This is a genomic window from Arthrobacter horti (genome assembly GCF_030731045.1).
Taxonomy (GTDB): Bacteria; Actinomycetota; Actinomycetes; order Actinomycetales; family Micrococcaceae; genus Arthrobacter_E; species Arthrobacter_E nanjingensis.
This window is the reverse complement of the sequence record NZ_JAVALS010000007.1, coordinates 32,742-48,327: the sequence shown is the minus strand read 5'-3', so window position 1 is coordinate 48,327 and position 15,586 is coordinate 32,742. Positions and strand designations below refer to the sequence as shown.

Here is a 15,586-nt window from a genome sequence, read left to right as displayed (position 1 = left end):
TTGAACAAATGTCCAAACTAGGTCTTGAACGTTTGTTCAAGCTCCGCTAACCTCGAAAATATGACCTGCGCCACACCGGTGGGGTCCCGCGGAGATGCGGCGCCTGGACCTGCGGCCTATGCCATGGCATGGTCCGCGGTGTCTGTTCCAGGCCGCATCCGACCGAGGTACAAGGAGACTTCATGAGCAACAGCAGCTACGACTACGTCATCGTAGGCGGGGGAAGCGCCGGCTCCGTGCTGGCCAATCGTCTGAGCCAGGGCGGCACTCGCAGCGTGCTGGTCCTCGAGGCGGGCCGCAGCGACTTCCCCTGGGATCTGTTCATCCAGATGCCCGCGGCGCTGACCTTCCCCAGCGGCAACCCGTTCTACGACTGGCGCTACGAGTCGGACCCGGAGCCGTACATGGACGGCCGCCGTGTGGCCCACGCCCGTGGCAAGGTCCTGGGCGGCTCGAGCTCCATCAACGGCATGATCTTCCAGCGCGGCAACCCCATGGACTACGAGCGCTGGGGCGCCGACGCCGGCATGGAGAGCTGGGACTTCGCCCACTGCCTCCCGTACTTCCGCCGCATGGAGAACACCCTGGCCGCGGACCCGGACGATGAGTTCCGCGGCCACGACGGCCCCCTGGTCCTGGAGCGTGGCCCGGCAACCAACCCGCTCTTCGGCGCCTTCTTCCAGGCCGCGCAGCAGGCCGGCTTCCCGCTCACGGATGACGTCAACGGCTACCGCCAGGAGGGTTTCGCCCCCTTCGACCGCAACGTCCACAAGGGCCAGCGCCTCTCCGCCTCCCGTGCCTATCTCCGCCCGAACAAGAGCCGCAGCAACCTCACCGTCCTGACCCGCGCCTTCGTGACCAAGGTCAACTTCTCCGGAGAGACGGCCACGGGCGTCACCTACCGCCGCAATGGCCAGACCCACACGGTCAACGCAGGCGAGGTCATCCTGTGCGGCGGCGCCATCAACACCCCGCAGCTGCTCCAGCTCTCCGGTGTGGGCGACGCGCAGCACCTGCGCAACTTCGGCATCAAGTCCGTGGTCAACCTGCCCGGCGTCGGCGAGAACCTGCAGGACCACCTGGAGGTCTACATCCAGCACGCCTGCACCCAGCCGGTCTCCATGCAGCCGGCCCTCGACGTGTGGCGTATGCCGTTCATCGGCATGCAGTGGCTGTTCGGCCGCAAGGGCCCCGCCGCGACCAACCACTTCGAAGGCGGCGGCTTCGTCCGCTCCAACGAGGACGTGGCCTACCCGAACCTCATGTTCCACTTCCTGCCCGTTGCCGTCCGCTACGACGGCCAGAAGGCGGACGCCAAGCACGGTTACCAGGTCCACATCGGCCCGATGTACTCCGACGCCCGCGGCAGCCTCAAGATCAAGTCCTCGGACCCCACCGTGCACCCGTCCATGGTCTTCAACTACCTTTCCACGGACCAGGACCGCCGCGAGTGGGTCGAGGCCGTGCGGATCTCCCGGGACATCCTGGGCCAGTCCGCCATGGCGCCGTACAACGGCGGCGAGATCTCTCCCGGTGCCCGCGTCCAGACGGATCAGGAGATCCTGGACTGGGTGGCCAAGGACGCCGAGACGGCCCTGCACCCCTCCTGCACCGCCAAGATGGGCCCGGCTTCGGACCCGATGGCCGTCGTCGACCCGCTCACCATGGGCGTGCACGGCACCAAGGGCCTGCGCGTGGTGGATGCCTCCGCCATGCCGTACGTGACCAACGGCAACATCTACGCCCCGGTCATGATGCTGGCCGAGCGGGCCTCCGACCTCATCATGGGTAAGGGCACGCTCGCCGCGCAGCACACCGAGTTCTACCGCCACGGCATCTCCCCGCTCGAGCGCGACACGTCCGCCAACGGCCAGGCATTGAAGGGCTGAGACGATGACCGTCACTGAATCCGAGACCAAGACCGTGCGCGGCATCTTCATCGACGGCGCCTGGCAGGAGGCCTCCGACGGCGGCACCACCGTGGTGCGCTGTCCGGCGGACGGCCGCGAGGTGGCCGTCGTCGCCTCCTCCACCGTCGAGGACGCGGAGCGGGCGATCGCCAGCGCCCGGGCCGCGTTCGACGACGGCCCTTGGCGCCGGCTGACGGACCTCGAGCGAGGCGCGGTCATGCTGCGCGTCGCGGAGCTCCTCGAACGGGACAAGGCGATCTACGCCCGGGCCGAGTCGCTCGACACCGGCAAGCGGCTCGTCGAGTCCGAATACGACATCGACGACATCGCCGCATGCTTCCGCTACTACGGCAAGGTCGCGGGCCTCGACGCGGGCCGGGTCATCGACACCGGCCGGCCGAACGCCATCAGCCGCGTGGTCTACGAACCGCTCGGCGTGTGCTCCCTCATCGCACCGTGGAACTACCCGCTCCTCCAGGCCGCCTGGAAGGTTGCGCCGGCACTCGTCGCGGGCAACTCCTTCGTGCTCAAGCCCAGCGAGCTCACGCCGTCGACGTCCATCCTGCTCATGGAGACGCTCGCCGAGGCCGGTGTCCCGGCCGGCGTCGCCAACCTGGTCACGGGACGCGGATCGAAGGTGGGCCCGACGCTGAGCTCGGACCCGCGGGTGGATCTGGTCTCCATGACCGGTAGCCTGGCCACCGGCCAGACCATCATGGCCGCCGCCTCGGAGACCGTGAAGCGCGTCGCCTTCGAACTCGGAGGAAAGAACCCGAACGTCGTCTTCGCCGACGCCGACTGGGACAGCGCCGTCGACAATGCGCTGACCGCGGTCTTCCTGCACTCCGGTCAGGTCTGCTCCGCCGGTGCCCGGCTGGTTGTCGAGGAGACCATCGCTGAGCGCTTCGTCGCCGAAGTCGTGGAGCGGGCGCAGAAGATCCGCATGGGTGGCCCCTTCGATTCCGATGCGGAAACGGGTCCTCTCATCTCTGCAAAGCACCGCGAGCAGGTCCACGCCTACGTGCAGGCCGGCATCGCGGAGGGCGCCGAGCTGCTGTGCGGTGGCTACATCCCCGACGACGGACTGCTCGCCGACGGTTTCTTCTACCCGCCCACAGTGCTCGGCAATTGCCGCTCCGGCATGAGCGTGCTGAAGGAGGAGTCCTTCGGCCCCGTGCTGACGGTGGAGACCTTCCGGACCGAGGAAGAGGCCATCGCCATCGCCAACGACACCGAGTACGGCCTGGCGGGTGCGGTCTGGACCTCGGACGCATCGAAGGCACAGCGCGTCGCCGGCGGCCTCCGGCACGGAACGGTGTGGATCAACGACTACCACCCGTATGTTCCGCAGGCGGAGTGGGGCGGTTTCGGCAAGTCCGGCATCGGCCGTGAACTCGGCAGCGCCGGCCTCAATGAATACCGTGAGGCCAAGCACATCTGGCAGAACATCCAGCCCGCTCCCAGCGGCTGGTTCGGTCAGCCCGCCTCCGGCCTGCCCTCCGAAGGCTAGGCCGGCCCAGGCAAGCACCATTCACAGAGGGACACCGTCCGGGCGTGCAACGCGGCACGCCCGGACGGTCTCGCCGGCCCTCTCCACGGACATCCTCCGGGGGCCAGGCGCTCACCATCGTGCTATTCGACAGAGGAGTTTCGGATGTCAGAAACCCGAAAGACCACCGATGCCAGCGGAATGGATGAGTTCGGCTATGCCCAGACTCTCGACCGCAGCATCGGAAAGTTTGCAAGTTTCGCCGCCGGCGTCAGCTACATCTCCATCCTCACCGGCGTCTTCCAATTGTTCTACTTCGGCTTCTCCACCGCCGGACCGGCCTACGCCTGGTCCTGGCCCATCGTCTTCGTGGGCCAGTTCATGGTGGCACTCTGCTTCGCCGAACTGGCCGGCCGGTATCCGGTGGCCGGGTCGGTCTACAACTGGGCCAAGCGGCTCAGTTCGGGAACCCCGGCCTGGCTGGCCGGCTGGCTCCTGCTGATCTCCTCTATCATGGCGCTGGGATCCGTGGCGCTCGCCCTGCAGATCACGCTGCCGCAGCTCTGGAGCGGCTTCCAATTCGTCGGTGACGGTTCAGGCCCGTATGACTTCGCCATCAACGGCGTGGTCCTGGCGGCCATCATGATCACCATCTCCACGCTGATCAACGCGTTCGGCGTGAAACTCATGACCAAGATCAACAGCATCGGTGTGTTCGTCGAACTCATCGCGGCCGCACTGCTGGTGCTGGCCCTGTTCTGGAACATGACCAACCCTCCCCAGGTCCTCTTCAACATCTCCGGATTCGGCCAGGACAAGCCCGGTGGCTTCCTGGGCGTGTTCCTGATCGCCGCGATGGCTTCCGGTTACGTCATGTACGGCTTCGACACCGCGTCCTCCCTGGGCGAGGAGACCAAGGACCCCAAGAAGACGGCGCCCAAGGCCATTCTGCGTGCCGTCACCGCGTCCTTCCTGCTCGGCGGCCTGCTGCTCTTCGGCGGCATCCTCGCGGCACCGAACCTGAACGACCCCAAGATCGGCGAGGCCGACGGCGGCCTCCAGTACATCGTGCTCTCCGTCCTGGGCGGCCCGTTCGGCAAGGCGTTCCTGGCCTGCATCGTGGTGGCCGTCGTCGTCTGCACGCTCGCCGTGCACGCCGCAGCCATCCGCATGATGTTCGCCATGGCCCGTGACAACAACCTGCCCTTCAGCCGGCAGCTCAGCAAGGTCCACCCCGGCCGCAAGACGCCCACCGTGGCGGCGATCGTCATCGGTGTGCTGGCCATCATCCCGCTGCTGGTCAACATCACCCAGCCGGCCATCTTCACCATTCTCTCCAGCATCAGCATCGTGCTGATCTACCTCTCCTATCTGCTGGTCACCGTGCCGATGCTGCGGCGCCGCTTCCTGAAGAAGTGGCCGCTGAAGGACGACGGCTCCGAGGTGGGCTTCAGCCTCGGCAAGTGGGGACTGCCGGTGAACATCATGGCCGTCCTCTGGGGCGGTGCGATGACCCTGAACCTCATCTGGCCGCGCCAGGAGATCTACAACTCCGTCCCGCCCTTCGAGTGGTACCTGCAATGGGGCGGCGTCATGTTCGTCGGCGCTGTCGTGGTGGCCGGTGCCGTGCTCTACCGCACCAAGATCCGTCACCAGACGGGCGTCCTGGCCGAGCACGCGGCGGTCTCGGCCACCGCGGAGCCGGTGGAGGACGAATCGGAGGCGGAACTGCCTCCGTGCCCTATCCACGATCGCCGCCACCACGGCGTCCCTGCACTGAACGGCGCCACGCAGGTCCGGTGCCCTCATGAGGCCGCCGAACAGCAGGGCGTCCCCGTCTCCTAGGAAAGGAATTCAGCACACATGGTTCACAAGGTTCGGGCGGTCGTCGCCCGGGAGAAGAACGCCCCGGTGTCCGTGGAGACGATCCTGGTGCCGGATCCGGGACCGGGGGAGGCACTGGTCGACATCCTCACCTGCGGAGTCTGCCACACGGATCTGCACTACAAGCTGGGCGGTATCACGGACGACTTCCCGATCCTGCTGGGCCATGAGGCCACCGGCGTGGTCAGCGCGGTCGGCCCGGGCGTCACCGAGGTGGCGCCGGGCGACCGGGTGATCCTGAACTGGCGTGCCGTGTGCGGCAACTGCCGCGCCTGCAAGAAGGGCCAGCCGCAGTACTGCTTCGCCACGCACAACGCCACGCAGAAGATGACGCTCGAGGACGGCACGGTGCTCACGCCCGCGCTGGGTATCGGCGCGTTTGCGGAGAAGACCCTCGTCGCCGCCGGGCAGTGCACCGTGATCGACGACGACGCCGACCCGGCCGCCGTCGGTCTCCTCGGCTGCGGCGTGATGGCCGGCCTCGGTGCCGCCATCAACACGGGTGAGGTCAAGCGCGGCGAGTCCGTGGCCGTGATCGGCTGCGGCGGCGTCGGCATCGCCGCGATCGCCGGCGCGAAGCTGGCGGGCGCGACGACGGTCATTGCCGTCGACATCGACCCTCGGAAGGTCGCAATGGCGCTCTCGCTGGGCGCCACGCACGGCGTCGACTCCTCCGCAGAGGACGCCGTGGAGGCGATCCGTGCGCTGACCGGAGGCTTCGGCGCCGACGTCGTGATCGACGCCGTGGGCCGCCCGGAGACCTACAAGCAGGCCTTCTACGCCCGTGACCTGGCCGGACGCGTGGTTCTGGTCGGTGTCCCGACTCCGGAGATGACGCTGGAGCTGCCGTTGCTGGACGTGTTCGGCCGTGGTGGTTCCCTGAAGTCCTCCTGGTACGGCGACTGCCTGCCGAGCCGCGACTTCCCCATGCTGGTGGACCTCTACAAGCAGGGCCGGCTGGACCTGGATGCCTTCGTCTCCGAGCGGATCTCCCTCGAGCAGATCGAGGAGGCGTTCCACAAGATGCACCAGGGGACCGTGCTGCGCTCCGTCGTGGAACTCGTGTCCGCGGACGAGCTCGTGGAGGCCGGCGCCTGATGCCGGTCATCATTGAGAACCGCGTGACGTCCGGGACGTTCTCACTGGACGGCGGCACGTGGGACGTGGACAACAACGTCTGGATCGTGGGGGACGAGAGCGAGTGCGTCATCATCGACGCCCCGCACGACGTCGCCACGATCGTGGAGCAGGTCGGGGACCGGAAGGTTCTGGCGGTGCTCCTCACGCACGCCCACGACGACCACATCACGGTGGCGCGGGAGCTTGCGGCCCGTGTGGGTTCCTTGGTGCACTTGCACCCGGCCGATCTGGAGCTGTGGCAGCTCACGCATCCCGGCACGGAACCCGACCGTTTCCTGGCCGACGGCCAGGAGTTCACGGTGGCCGGGACCGTCCTGAAGGCGATCCACACCCCGGGTCATTCGCCCGGCTCCACGTGCTTCCACCTGGAGAGCGAAGGAACCGTCTTCACCGGTGACACGCTGTTCCAGGGAGGCCCCGGTGCCACAGGGCGGTCCTTCAGCAGCCGGCCCACCATCCTGGCCTCGATCCGGGAGCGTCTGCTGACCTTGCCTCCCGAGACCGTGGTCCGCACGGGCCACGGCCCTGACACGACGATCGGCGCGGAGGCGGAGGCCCTCGCGGCCGTGACAGCCTGACCCCCACTGGTATGACCGGAAATGCCCGGCTGGATGTTCCAGCCGGGCATTTCCGTGTGCCCAGCTGAAGGCCCCGGGGGCTCCGGGGAGCGGCGTCCAGGCCGCGGGAGCGCTGTGACGGACCGCTTGAGGCCGCTGCCGGCATGCTCCACGGCGGACGTCTGGAGCCCTTGGGCGGCAGACCCCACTTCGGGGCGCCTCACTCGTCTGCGGTGCGTCCTGCGGCCGGCCTCGCGGTGCCCTGGGCCACGACGGCCAGGAGGAGGTCCACGACCCGGAAGGCCCGTCCAAGCCCGGCCACAGGCAAGCCCGTGGCACGCGGAAGGCACGGACACGGAAAAGCACCCGGACACTGAGAAGCCCTTGGACACGCAAAAGCCCGCCCCGTCACGGAATCCCGTGACGGGGCGGGCTTGAGGCCCTGCGGGTATCAGCCGCGGATGCGCTCCATGGCCGGGTCGTACAGCGGCTCCGCCGTGACCGTCGCCGGCAGGCGGCGGCCGAAGTATTCGATCTCCACGGCGTCACCGACGCCGAGGGAGTCCGGCAGCCAGGCGTAGGCGATCGGGCGGTGGATGGAGAAGCCGTACGCCGCACTGGTGACGTAACCGGCGGCTTCGCCGTCGACGTACACCGGTTCCTTGCCCAGCACCACGGACGTGCCGTCGTCGAGCGTCAGGCACCGCAGCACCTTGCCCGCCGGCTGCTCCTTGCGCTCCGCGAGAGCCTCCGCGCCGACGAAGCCCACCTTGTCCTTGGCCACGGAGAAGCCCAGGCCGGACTGGTAGGGGTGGTGCTCGGTGTTCATGTCCGTGCCCCAGAGCCGGTAGCCCTTCTCCAGGCGCAGGCTGTTGAACGCGCCACGGCCGGCGGCGATGATGCCGTGCTCCTGGCCGGCTTCGAAGAGCAGGTCCCAGAGCTTCAGGCCGTACTCGGCGCTCGTGTAGAGCTCCCAGCCGAGTTCACCGACGTAGGACAGGCGCATCGCGGTGACCGGGATGCCGCCCACGGAGATCTCCTTGGCGCGGAAGTACTTCAGGCCGTCGTTGCTCAGGTCGTCGCCGGTGACCTTGCCGATGACCTCGCGGGCCAGAGGCCCCCAGAGGCCGATGCAGCAGGTGCTGCCGGTGATGTCGGAGACGTGGGCCCACTGCGACGGGTCCTCCGCCGACTGCTTGCGCGCCTCGACGCGCAGGTAGTCGAAGTCGACGTTGCTGTTGACGCCCAGCTGGAAGCGCTCTTCCTCGAGGCGTGCCACCGTCACGTCACTGCGGATGCCGCCGTCGTGCTCCAGCAGCAGGCAGTAGGTGACAGCGCCCGGCTTCTTGGTGATGTTGCCCGTGCTCAGGCGGTGCAGGAGCGCCTCGGCGCCCGGGCCGACCACCTCAAGGCGCTTGAGCGGCGTCATGTCATAGAGCGCGACGGCGGTGCGCGTCTTCCACGCCTCGGCGGCGGAGATGGGGGAGTGGAACATGGCGGACCAGGAGTCGCGCTCCGGAGCCTGCCACTCGGCCGGGAGCTCCTCCAGGAGGGCCCGGTTGGCCTCGAACCAGTGCGGGCGCTCCCAGGCTGCAGATTCCAGGAAGAACGCCCCGAGCTCCTTCTGGCGGACGTTGAACGGGCTCACGCGCAGATCGCGGGGCGATTCCTTGGGCTGCAGCGGGTGCAGGATGTCGTAGATCTCCACGAAGTTCTGCTGCGAGGTCTCCGAGACGTAGTCGTCCGAGGTCTGGACCTTCTCGAAGCGGGTCAGCTCCGTGCCGTGCAGATCCGTGGTGGAGCGGCCCTCGATGAGGAGCTCGGCGACGGCCTTCGCCACACCGGCGGAGTGGGTGACCCACACGGCTTCGGCCACGAAGAAGCCGGTCAGGTCCGGGTGCTCGCCGATGAGCGGGCCGCCGTCCGGGGTGAAGGAGAAGATGCCGTTGAAGCCGTCCTCGATCTCCGCGTTCCGCAGGGCCGGGAGCAGGTCCTTGCTGTCCTCCCAGGCCGGGAGGAAGTCCTCCAGGGTGAAGTCCAGGCGGGAGGGCATCTTGTGGTCGGACATCTCCTCGGCGGAGACCTCCGGCAGCTTGGACATGTCCACCGGCATGGGGCGATGGGCGTAGCTGCCGATGCCGATGCGGTTGCCCCACTCACGGTAGTAGAGGTCCTTGTCCTGGTAACGCAGGATGGGCTTGGTGGCACCCTTGGGGAGCTCGTTGACGCCTTCGAGTTCCGGCAGCGGGGTGGTGACGGCGTACTGGTGCCCGAGCGGCAGGAGTGGGACCTCCAGGCCCACGAGCTTGCCGAGCTCACGGCCCCAGAAGCCGGCACAGGAGACCACGATGTCCGCCGGGATCAGGCCGTTGTCCGTCTCCACGCCCGTGACCTTGCCGCCCTCCTGGGCGATGCCGGTGACGGTGGTGGAGCCCAGGAACGTGACGCCGCGTTCGCCGGAGCGTTCGATGAGCAGCTGGACGGCACGGGCCGCCAGGGCGAGGCCGTCAGTCGGAATGAGCAGGCCGCCCAGGATCTCGCGGCCGTCGGTGAGCGCGCCCGTGGTCAGCAGAGGATAGTGCTTCTCGCACTCGTCCGCGTCGATGATCCGGCTCTCCACGCCCCAGGACGTCATGAGGCCCATCTTGCGGTGGAGGTCCTTCAGGCGCTCGGGCGTCGTGGCCAGTTCAAGGCCGCCCACCTGGTTGAAGCAGGACTGGCCGTCCTTGCTGAGGCTCAGGAGCTTCTCCACGGTGTAGGTGGCGAAGTGCGTCATGGTCCGGGACCCGTTGTTCTGGAACACCAGGCCCGGAGCGTGGGACGTCGAACCGCCCGCCAGCTCCAGGGGGCCCTGCTCCACGACGGTGACGTTGTTCCACCCGCGAAGGGACAGTTCGTCCGCGAGATTGGTGCCGACGATGCCGGCGCCGATGATGACGACTCGTGGTGATGTGCTCATCTTCTTGTGTTTCTCCTGGTTCGCGTCAGCGGAAAACGACGGTTCGGGTGTTGTTCAGCAGGACCCGGTGCTGGCAGTGCCACTGCACGGCCCGGGACAGGGCCTGGGATTCGGCGTCCCGGCCCACGGTGGCCAGGGTGTTCGCGTCGAGGCTGTGGTCCACCCGGAAGACCTCCTGCTCGATGATCGGGCCCTCGTCCAGGTCCGCGGTGACGTAATGGGCGGTGGCTCCGATGAGCTTCACGCCGCGGTCATAGGCCTGGTGGTAGGGCTTGGCGCCCTTGAACCCGGGCAGGAACGAGTGGTGGATGTTGATGGCGCGACCGCGGAGGGTCTTGGTGAGACCGTCCGAGAGGACCTGCATGTAGCGGGCCAGGACCACCAGGTCGGCCTGGTACTCCTCGATCAGTTCCAGCAGGCGGGCCTCCGCCTCGGGCTTGGTGTCAGCGGTGATCGGGACGTGGATGAACGGCAGGCCGGCGGCCTCGGCCATCGGACGGAGGTCCTCGTGATTGGACACCACGACGGCGAGTTCGGCGCCGAGGCTGCCTGCGCGCCACCGGAAGATGAGGTCGTTGAGGCAGTGGCCGGCTTTGGAGACCATGACGAGGACGCGCTGGGGCCGCCCGTCGTGGATGGTGAACTCCATGCCGAACTCGTCGGCGACCGCTGCGAACTCGGCACTGAGACCGTCCACGGAGACTTCCTCGTCTCCGGGGGTGAAGGCCGTACGCAGGAAAAGTTTGCCGCTGACGTGATCGTCGAACTGCTGGTGTTCGATGATGTCGAAGCCGCGATCGGCCAGGAAGCCCGTGATGGCCCGGACGATCCCGGGGCGTTCGGGGCACGCGAGCGTGAGGACGTACTGGACGGTGCCGGTCTTGCGCGCCGAGGCGAGGGCATCGGCGGTGGTGCCCCCGGTGGGGCGGTTTTCAAGAACAATGGTCACGGTCTACTCCTGGATCTTGAGATGGACGTGGTGAGAGGGGGAGCGGCAGGGGCGGCGGTGCCGCCCCTGCCGGGAGGAAGGCCGGTGCCCGGCCCACGGGCTCAGGCGTCGATCACCAGGTCCGTCTGCGCGGTGGAGCAGCACGGCAGGAACTTGCCTGCGGAGATCTCACGTGCCCGGATCCCGCCCTGGTGGTTCATGTCCACCTCGCCGGAGAGCTTGACGACCTTGCAGGAGCCACACATGCCTTCCTGGCAATTGGCGCCGATCCTGACACCGGCTCGCTGAGCCACCCCGAGGATGTGCTCGGACGGGTCGATCCGGACATTGATGCCGGTGCGGAGGAAGGACATCGTGAGGCTGCCGGTCCCGACCGTGTTGAAGGACGAGGCGTCGGGTGTCCCGGCCTTCGCGGCGGTGCCGGCGGTCACAGGGGCCTCCGCGTCGGCGTCGGCCGTCTCCAGCGGCAGGCCGGACGCGTGCGGTGTCCCGTCGGCGTCCAGGCCCGGCTCGTAGAGGCCGAAGGCCGCGGGCTGGCTGCCGTAGTAGTCCTCGGCCGATTCCGCGATCTCCTCGGCGATCTCTTCCGCGATGTCGGTCGCTAACGCGATCTCCGTCTGGTATTCCAGGAGCGTCTGGCGGTCGCCGGAGAAGAACTCCATGTAGATGGAGGTGTCGTCCACGCCCACCCGGCGGAGCAGCTCGGTGGCAGTGTTGAGGTAGCCCTCGGGGCCGCAGGCGTACACCTGGCGGCCGTTGGCGTCGGGAGCGACCTCCTCGATCATGGCCGCAGAGAGGCGCCCGGTGCGGCCTTCCCAGCCGTCGGGGACACCCCGGTCACCCAGCGAGTAGTGGACCGTGATGCGTGAGTCGATCGACGCGATGTGGTCCAGTTCCCGCTGGAAGGCGAAGCCGTCCGCGTCCGAACCGTGGTAGAGCACGACGACGTCGGCGTGCCCGGGCAGGGAGTGGATGGTGCGGACCATGGACATGATCGGGGTGATGCCCGCACCGGCGGCCAGCAGGAGGTAGCGTGCGCGCCGGTCGGCGTCCGGCAGGTGGAACGCACCGACCGGGCCGAGCATCTCCAGGACGGTGCCGGGCCGGACGTTCTGGTGCGCCCAGGGGGACACCAAGCCGGCGGCGTCGCACTTGACCGAGATGCTGAAGGTCCAGGGCTGGGTGGGGGAGCTGGACAGCGAGTAGCTGCGGTCCACCGGTTCCTGATCCTCGCCGTGGAGCGGGAACGCGATGTTCACGTACTGGCCGGCACGGAACGCCAGGGGCGCCCCGTCGCCACGGCGGAACACGAACGTCATCAGGCCGCCGGCCTCGGGAATGGTCTCGACGCACTCGGCCAGGAACTCCTGCGGGTGCCAGGGCCCCAGGGCACGGGCCGCCCGGGCGGGCGTCTCCGTGCTGCCCATGACCCGGTTCCACGGCATTTCCAGGCCGCGGATGCGCTGCGGTTCCTGGACGACCGTCTCCGTGAGAACGTCGGTCATGCCAAGTGCTCCTGCACGCGCTGCACGTACCAGTTGATGAACGCCTCGACCTGGTACTCGCTCTTCATGTACGGGCCGGGCTCGTAGGCCGGGCTGGCGGCACCCTGCTGGCAGAGCTCCACGAATGCCTTGTCCTGGATGTTCGTCTGCTTCCAGGTGTAGGTCAGCTTGTCCAGGTCGTAGTCGACGCCTTCCACCGCGTCATCGGCCACGAGCCAGGTGGTGCGGACCAGGCTCTGGTGCTCGTTGATGGGGAACACGGCGAAGGTGATCACGTGGTCGCTCATGAAGTGGAACCAGCAGTTGGGCTGCAGGTGCATGGAGCAACGGCCCAGGCGGAAGTCGCGCAGGTCGCCGAGGAGCTTCTTGGACAGGCGGCGGCCGTCGGCGGAGAACGATTCGCCGTCGCCGTCGAGCGCTTCACGGGAGATGCGGATGCCGGCGACGCGGGTGTCGAGTTCTTCGACCACCTGGTGCGGCAGTCCGTAACGCTCGCAGCGTGCCTCGAGGTCGGACTGGGCGAGCTTGTTGCGTTCCCAGACCTCTTCGAGGTGGGTGGGGATGAGGCCTTCGGTCAGGCCCCAGGTGGGGAAGAGGGAGCAGGCGAGTTCCGGGTGACCATCGCAGTGGTAGCACTCACGGTTGTTCTCCATGACGAGCTTCCAGTTGCCCTCTTCGATGATGTTCTGCTGGTAGGCGATCTTGGTCTTGCCCAGCTCGTGAGGGGCGAGGTAGGGCTCGAAGATCTTGGCGGTCTCGTAGAAGTCGGTGGGCGCTTCGGCCGCGAGGCAGACGAAGATCAGGCCGGCGACTTCGAGGCCGTGGGCCTTCTTGAGCGCGAAGCAGTTCTTGTCGAACTTGGTCTCGCCCGGCGCCGAGGCGTGGATCAGATTGCCCTCGGGGGAGTAGGTCCAGGAGTGGTAGCCGCAGACCAGGTTGCCGGTGGAGCCCGTGGCGTCCGTCAGGACACGGGCACCGCGGTGGCGACAGACGTTGTGCAGGACGTTCACGCCGCCCTCGTCATTGCGCAGCACGATCAGGGAGTAGGGGCCGTAATCGACCGTCACATAGTCGCCGGGTTCCGGCAGCTCGGCCGTGCTCGCGGCGAAGACCCAGTGCTGGCCGAAGATGGCCTCCATGTCCAGCTTGAAGACGGTGGGGTCCGTGTAGAACGGGGCGTCGAGGGAGTAACCGGTGCGCCGGAACTCGAACAGCGCGCTGATTTCGGCCAATTGCTCCACCGGAAGGGAAGCGGCGAGTTTTCCGCGCGAGCTGAGGGGCGCGTTCGCTGGAGCGGTCATGAGGTTCCTCCCGGAGAGCAAGGATGGTGCGCGGTGCGCGAAGGACTTGTACTGATGAGATTAGGATCACAATCGCCGCAGTAAAAGCGCAAGATTGTGAAGATAACCATGCAAAATAGCTGCATGATCGATGTCAGGCTCATCACCCTCCGCGTGTTCTCCCAATGCGGCACGATCGGTGCGACCGCTGAGCTCACCGGGTACTCCCCGTCCGCCGTCTCAGCGCAGCTGCGCGAGCTCCAGAAGGCGCTCGGAATGCAGCTGCTGACGAAGGACGGGCGGGGAGTGCGGCTGACCGCCACGGGCCGCTTCCTGGTGGCCGGATCGGACTCCCTCATCGCCGAATGGGAGCGGCTGCGTGCCGCCGCCTTGGAGGCGGGCGACCAGGTGCAGCCCCATTTCGGCATCGGTGGATTCTCCACCGCGGCCGCCCAGCTTCTGGCGCCCCTGGCGGCCACGCTGCGTTCGGCGCGACCTCAGCTGGAGGTGCAGGTCCTGGAGGCCGATCCGGCCCGCTGCTTCGACCTGCTGGTTGCGGAGCGGATCGACCTTGCGGTCATCGTCGCGATGCAGGCCGACCCCCATCGTGAGGACGATCCCCGCTTCGAGCAGAGGGTGCTCCTCGATGATCCCCTCGATGTGATCATCCCCGCCGACCATCCCCTCGCGTCACATGAGGCCGTGACTCTTGACGAACTGGCCGCGGAGCCGTGGATCACGGAGGCCGCGGGCTCGACGTATCACGCCCTCTTCACCGCCGCGTTCACCGCGGTCGGTGTGACGCCCCGGATCGCGCACGAGGCCGTTGAATGGGAGACCTTGATCGCGTTCGTGGGAGCGGGGCTCGGTGTCGGGCTGCTGCCACGGCTCGCGCCCCTCAATGGTGCCGAGAATGTCGTCCGGCTGCGCCTCACCGGCGACGGGCGGCCATCGCGCCGCATCATCGCGGCCGTGCGCCGGGGCAGCATCACCTCACCCCTGATCCAGGAATCGCTCGGCATCTTGCAGGCCACGGCCCACCAGATCCTCACCGCACGGCTCGAAGAGGACGCCTGAGTGTCGGTATCGCCTCAGCGGCGCGCGTAGCCCATCCGTGCGCTGACCTTCAGACCCGCTTCCTTCAGCCCCTCCAGGAGTCCCGGCTCCTGTTCCGGATCGAAACGGAAAGCGGGCCCGGAGATGCTGATGGCCCCGATGACGGCGCCCACGTGATTGCAGACCGGCACCGATATGGAGGTGATCCCGATTTCGAACTCCTGCCGGACGATGCCGTAACCCTGGCGTGCGACGTCGAGCAGCTGGGTTTCGAGTGCCGCCCGGTCCGTGATGGTGTGCGGTGTGCGGGCCGGCAGCCCCGTTTCGTCCAGGATGCGTGCGCACTCGTCCGCGGAGAGCCCGGCAAGGAGCACCTTGCCACTGGAGGTGGCGTGCAGGGGTGTCAGGCTGCCCACCCAGTCGTAGGTGGCGAGGGTGGAGGGACCCATGGCCTGGTCCAGGTTCACGGCGAAATTGGAGCGCAGCACGGCCAGGTTGACGGTCTCCTTGAACTCGTCGGCGAGGGCCTCCAGGACCGGCCGGGCCTCCCTGACCAGGCTGAGCCGGCCGGGGATCGAATTGGCCAGCCGCAGGATCCCGAATCCCAGCCGGTACTTCCCCCGCTCGCTGTTCTGGTGGACCATTTCACGGGCCACCAGGGAACCCAGCAGCCGGGACGCCGTGGACTTGTGAATCCCCATCTCCTCGGCGATCTCGCTGACGCCGGCCTGGCCGTCCCGGGAGAGGATGCCCAGGATGGTGAGGGCGCGGTCCACTGACTGGATGCCGCCGTGCTGGCTGGATTCGCCGTCGGTGTCAGGGTCACGGCCGGTGCTCTCCGCCATGCGTCCCCTTAC

The 15,586-nt window shown here is 67.7% G+C and carries 11 protein-coding genes; 6 read left to right on the top strand and 5 right to left on the bottom strand.

Going from position 1 to position 15,586, the window contains the following annotated elements:
- Window positions 1-182 precede the first annotated feature (182 nt).
- The 5 genes from betA to Q9R02_RS11010 all read left to right on the top strand — a co-directional run bounded on the left by betA (window position 183) and on the right by Q9R02_RS11010 (window position 7,001).
- Window positions 183-1,889: a choline dehydrogenase gene (gene betA / locus Q9R02_RS11030; RefSeq protein WP_305996743.1), complete on the top strand. Its 1,707-nt coding sequence runs from the start codon at window positions 183-185 to the stop codon at window positions 1,887-1,889.
- Window positions 1,890-1,893: 4 nt separating this feature from the next.
- A complete protein-coding gene (locus tag Q9R02_RS11025; protein WP_305996742.1) occupies window positions 1,894-3,420 on the top strand; it encodes an aldehyde dehydrogenase family protein in 1,527 nt (508 codons plus the stop codon).
- A gap of 144 nt (window positions 3,421-3,564) precedes the next feature.
- Window positions 3,565-5,244 carry an APC family permease gene (locus tag Q9R02_RS11020; RefSeq protein WP_305996741.1) on the top strand — a complete coding sequence of 560 codons (1,680 nt, stop codon included), beginning with the start codon at window positions 3,565-3,567 and terminating at the stop codon, window positions 5,242-5,244.
- Window positions 5,245-5,262: 18 nt separating this feature from the next.
- Complete coding sequence (locus Q9R02_RS11015; protein ID WP_305996740.1) at window positions 5,263-6,381, top strand: S-(hydroxymethyl)mycothiol dehydrogenase; 1,119 nt, start codon at window positions 5,263-5,265, stop codon at window positions 6,379-6,381.
- Window positions 6,381-7,001, top strand: a complete 621-nt coding sequence (locus Q9R02_RS11010; RefSeq protein WP_305996739.1) for an MBL fold metallo-hydrolase — start codon at window positions 6,381-6,383, stop codon at window positions 6,999-7,001. Before Q9R02_RS11015 ends, Q9R02_RS11010 begins: the two co-directional genes overlap by 1 nt.
- A 430-nt stretch (window positions 7,002-7,431) precedes the next feature.
- Here the strand turns inward: Q9R02_RS11010 and Q9R02_RS11005 are convergent, their stop codons facing one another.
- From Q9R02_RS11005 to Q9R02_RS10990, 4 genes are all read right to left on the bottom strand, one after another.
- Window positions 7,432-9,939, bottom strand: a complete 2,508-nt coding sequence (locus Q9R02_RS11005) for a GcvT family protein (RefSeq protein ID WP_305996738.1) — start codon at window positions 9,937-9,939, stop codon at window positions 7,432-7,434.
- A gap of 25 nt (window positions 9,940-9,964) precedes the next feature.
- Window positions 9,965-10,888 carry a formyltetrahydrofolate deformylase gene (gene purU, locus Q9R02_RS11000; protein WP_305996737.1) on the bottom strand — a complete coding sequence of 308 codons (924 nt, stop codon included), beginning with the start codon at window positions 10,886-10,888 and terminating at the stop codon, window positions 9,965-9,967.
- Between the two features lie 101 nt (window positions 10,889-10,989).
- Window positions 10,990-12,393 (bottom strand): flavin reductase family protein, encoded by a 1,404-nt coding sequence (locus tag Q9R02_RS10995; protein WP_305996736.1) that lies wholly within the window; start codon window positions 12,391-12,393, stop codon window positions 10,990-10,992.
- Window positions 12,390-13,694, bottom strand: a complete 1,305-nt coding sequence (locus tag Q9R02_RS10990) for an aromatic ring-hydroxylating oxygenase subunit alpha (RefSeq protein ID WP_305996735.1) — start codon at window positions 13,692-13,694, stop codon at window positions 12,390-12,392. The genes Q9R02_RS10995 and Q9R02_RS10990 overlap by 4 nt, the downstream gene beginning before the upstream one ends.
- Before the next feature lie 123 nt (window positions 13,695-13,817).
- Here Q9R02_RS10990 and Q9R02_RS10985 point away from each other — a divergent pair, with 123 nt between their 5' ends.
- Window positions 13,818-14,750, top strand: coding sequence for a LysR family transcriptional regulator (locus Q9R02_RS10985; protein ID WP_305996734.1), 933 nt, complete (start codon window positions 13,818-13,820; stop codon window positions 14,748-14,750).
- 14 nt (window positions 14,751-14,764) lie between these two features.
- Here Q9R02_RS10985 and Q9R02_RS10980 read toward each other — a convergent pair whose 3' ends face one another.
- The gene (locus Q9R02_RS10980; RefSeq protein ID WP_305996733.1) at window positions 14,765-15,574 is read right to left on the bottom strand and encodes an IclR family transcriptional regulator; all 810 of its coding nucleotides are present in this window, start codon (window positions 15,572-15,574) and stop codon (window positions 14,765-14,767) included.
- Window positions 15,575-15,586 lie beyond the last annotated feature (12 nt).